The organism is endosymbiont of Lamellibrachia barhami, from assembly GCF_011947365.2.
GTDB lineage: Bacteria > Pseudomonadota > Gammaproteobacteria > Chromatiales > Chromatiaceae > QGON01.
Genome location: NZ_JAAVSH020000001.1, coordinates 1,152,368 through 1,156,093, shown reverse-complemented (window position 1 = coordinate 1,156,093; position 3,726 = coordinate 1,152,368). Strand labels below are relative to the sequence as shown.

Annotated in this window: 5 protein-coding genes; 4 read left to right on the top strand and 1 reads right to left on the bottom strand. The window is 56.5% G+C overall.

Annotated features, from left to right (window positions below):
• Both G9Q73_RS19180 and G9Q73_RS05205 read left to right on the top strand, forming a co-directional pair.
• A partial coding sequence (locus G9Q73_RS19180; RefSeq protein ID WP_218649929.1) for a hypothetical protein occupies window positions 1-227 on the top strand: 227 nt, incomplete at its 5' end.
• Window positions 228-378: 151 nt separating this feature from the next.
• On the top strand, window positions 379-621 hold the full coding sequence (locus G9Q73_RS05205; protein WP_177418854.1) for a hypothetical protein: 243 nt from the start codon (window positions 379-381) through the stop codon (window positions 619-621).
• 69 nt (window positions 622-690) lie between these two features.
• Here the strand turns inward: G9Q73_RS05205 and G9Q73_RS05200 are convergent, their stop codons facing one another.
• Window positions 691-1,512, bottom strand: a complete 822-nt coding sequence (locus G9Q73_RS05200; protein WP_177418853.1) for an RluA family pseudouridine synthase — start codon at window positions 1,510-1,512, stop codon at window positions 691-693.
• Between the two features lie 228 nt (window positions 1,513-1,740).
• Here G9Q73_RS05200 and G9Q73_RS05195 point away from each other — a divergent pair, with 228 nt between their 5' ends.
• Entirely contained in the window at window positions 1,741-2,658 is a 918-nt protein-coding gene (locus G9Q73_RS05195; RefSeq protein WP_177418852.1) for a LysR substrate-binding domain-containing protein, read from the top strand.
• 134 nt (window positions 2,659-2,792) lie between these two features.
• Window positions 2,793-3,545, top strand: a complete 753-nt coding sequence (locus tag G9Q73_RS05190) for a glutathione peroxidase (protein WP_369408939.1) — start codon at window positions 2,793-2,795, stop codon at window positions 3,543-3,545.
• Window positions 3,546-3,726 lie beyond the last annotated feature (181 nt).

Sequence of the window (3,726 nt, the reverse complement as noted above, 5' to 3'; positions counted from 1 at the left end):
ACGGTAATACTTCGTTCAGTTACGTAGTGCTCCTGCACCGCATGGAGAGCAACGGACAGCAGCCGAGGATCTGGGACCCATCCTGGTCACAGGAACAACCGGGTGGGCAGTCTTGCGGTCAATCTGTTTCCACGGCGCCGGTTACCGCAGTGACTGCAGTCACCAGCAAGGACGATCAGCACGACTATCTCAAACTGATCAGGGGCGTCCCAGGTGCTCTCCCGTGATGCGCTGCAACTCACGGCTCACATCCCCTGGAAAGGGGACGCTGGGGCAGCGCGGTGGACAACATCGGCAGCGAAACCCTGGCAGGACTGACCCGAACAGTCCAAACCCTGGGGCAGTATCGCCGCCATCGGGCTGGCAGCCGGTATCGAATTGAACACCACCGTTATGCCTTTCATCCTGCGAGGCGTCAGCCTGCTCGGCATCAACTCAGCCGATTGCCCCCATGCCCTGCGTTGCAAGATCTGGCAGCGGCTTGCCACCGACTTACATCCAAAACATCTTGACGACATCGTCGACCGGGTCATCCATCTGGAGCAGTTGCCTGAAGTGTTTGACGAGATGCTAAAAGGAGAGGTGCGTGGTCGTATTCTGGTGCAGACGATGGTGGATTAAGAGGACGTTGCCTGGAAAACTGGCAGATCCGCCGGTTCCGCTGCGCTTGAACCAGCCTACGGTGTGCCATCAAGAATCATGAGATGAATAGACCTTTTTCTCTCCGCTGGCCGGAGAGATGAAACTCAGGTAACTCGCCTTCAACCGTAGATCCTCTCCCGACTGCGCCTTACCATACAACCGGTCACCAACCACCGGAAATCCAATCGCTGCAAGATGGCGGCGAACCTGATGCTTACGGCCGGTTTCGATGGCGACATCCAACAGCGACCGGCCTGACTCGGGGTCGAATTCCAGTCGGTTGATCCGGCTGATGGCCGCACGTCCATCCAACTCCTGGTCGATCAGATAAGGCTTGGGCTTGGTGGGAAACTTTCCTTCCACCAGCACCTGGTAACGTTTCTCCACTGCTCTGTCGTGGAACAGTTTGGCCAGTGCGGCCGCCATTTTTTTCGTATGCGCAACCAGAATCAGTCCGGCAGCGGCGCGATCGAGACGGTGAACCAGAAAGGCGGTACGCTCAGGCTGCAGATGCTGTTCTGCCCAGCGGGTGATCGAGCAGTGGTCACCCCACTTGGATCCATGGGAAAGCATCCCTGCGGGCTTGTTCCAGACGGAGTAACCCTGTTCGTCTGCAACCAGCTCTGCCGCCTCAGGCACCTGATTCAGTACCTTTTCATCGTAGTAAAGGTGCAGCTGATCCCCAGGACTCAGCACCTTGGAAGCACGACGCAGGCGCTGGGTATGTTTGCCGTGGGTCAGCCAGACGGCCCCCTTCTGCATGACCTGTTTGATCCGGGTGCGGGTGAATCCCGTCTCGGCACAGAGTAGATCCACCGGCGCTCGCTGATACGCCGTTACATCGATATGAGACTCAAAAGGGGATTCCATACGGCTTGCTTCTTTAATGTGGTCTGGACGGGTTCATGTAGTCGCCATCCAACAGGGAGAGGGCGTGACTTCGATGGCAGTCATGGAGTCATTCCAGGCATGATTGAGAAGGGCCAGATTATGAACGCTCAGGGGTCTGAGTCAAACCATCACGACCCTTTTCCTGTTCGATAACATTTACCTTTCATCTAAAATAGAATTATCGGTTTTCCCTATATCGGACCATCCATGAACCTGCGCGATCTCAAATATGTCGTTGCCGTGGCGGACAGCAGCCACTTTGGCCATGCGGCCGAACGCTGCCATGTCAGCCAGCCCACCCTGAGCGGCCAGATAAAAAAGCTGGAGGATGAGCTGGGCATCACTCTTTTCGAACGTACCAAACGCTCAGTGGCGATAACCCCGATCGGCGAAACCATCGTGGCACACGCCAGAGAGATATTGGAACAGGCCGAGACGATCCGGCAACTCGCCCAATCCCATCAGGATCCACTGATCGGCCCACTACGTATCGGCGCCATCATGACCCTGAGTCCCTACCTCATGCCGCTGATCCTAAAACCGCTGCGGGATCAGCTGCCACAGATGCGGCTCGTGATCTCAGAGGAGATGACCGAGACCCTGCTCGAACGTCTGCGCAAACACGAGATCGACGCCGCCCTTATCGCAACGCCGGTGGACACGAGTGAATTTTCCACCATCCCCCTGTTTGATGAACCCTTCTGGCTGGCACATCCCCGCAACCACCCTTTTCAGGAAAAAAAGACCATCACCCAAAAGGATCTCGACAACACCGAACTTCTGCTGCTCTCAGAAGGCCACTGTCTCGCGGATCAGGCGATGGAGGTGTGCCACATGAAAGCACGGGCGCAACAGGGAGACATGGCCGACCTGCATGCCGCCAGCCTGGAGACACTGCTGCAGCTGGTGGGGGTGGGATTCGGCTGTACCCTGGTCCCCGATCTCGCGGTGCGGGGCATCAGGATGAATGACAAGGATATCGTCACCCGCCAGTTACAACAGAAGGATGCCTTTCGCCGGGTATCCCTCGCCTTCAGACGCAGTTTCCCGCGCCGTCAGGCACTCGATGCATTCATTGAAGTTCTGCTCGACAATCTGCCTGACACGGTTCACCTCCTGACCTGAGAGAAATTTCCACACAATCCATACTTATCGGCAATACCTATTTATTTAAACAATTCAAACGATTTCACGAATCTGTTCAACTCTCCGATACTCTCTCCACGTCAACGAGATCAAGCAACATATCACTGGAGAGAATCATGTTAGAAAATCGTGAAAACCAGCAAGTGCCACAGGTTACCTTCCACACCCGTCGCAACCACGAGTGGGTGGATGTCACCACCGACGAAGTGTTCAAAGACAAAACCGTAGTGGTGTTCGCCCTTCCCGGTGCATTCACCCCGACCTGCTCTTCCACCCATGTGCCCCGCTACAATCAATTGGCGCCGGAGTTCAAACGCCAGGGGGTGGATGAGATCGTCTGTATTTCGGTCAACGACGCCTTTGTCATGCACGAGTGGCGTACCGGGCAGAAGGCCGACAACATTACCTTCCTGCCCGACGGCAACGGCGACTTCAGCCGTGGCATGGGCATGCTGGTATCGAAGCAGGATCTCGGTTTCGGTGATCGCTCCTGGCGCTACTCCATGTTGGTGAAGGACGGCGTGATCGAGAAGATGTTCATCGAGCCGGACGTTCCCGGTGACCCCTTCGAGGTCTCCGACGCCGATACCATGCTGTTCCACATCGCACCGGATGCGGCAAAACCGTTGGATATCACTCTCTTCGCCCGTGAAGGCTGCCCTTTCTGTGCCCGCGCCAAAGGAATGCTGCATGACGCAGGCATCAAGTTCGAAGAACTGGTATTGAACCGGGACTACAGCGAGGCAAGCCTGCGTGCGGTGGCTGGGATCTCCATGGTGCCCCAGGTCTTCATCAACGGCGAGCGCATCGGCGGATCCGACGAACTGGAACAGTACCTCGCCGGACAGGGCAAAGCGGCAGCCTGATCGTTGCAAAGGGATCGGAGTCAAATCCGGCTCCGATCCCCAATGAAACCAACAGCACCACATGCAGGAATAGAGAGATGAGTAGAGCATACGATTTAATTGCAATTGGCGGCGGCAGCGGCGGTCTTGCAGTGGCGGAAATGGCCGCCCAGTACGGCAAACGGGTAGCGGTCGTGGAAGC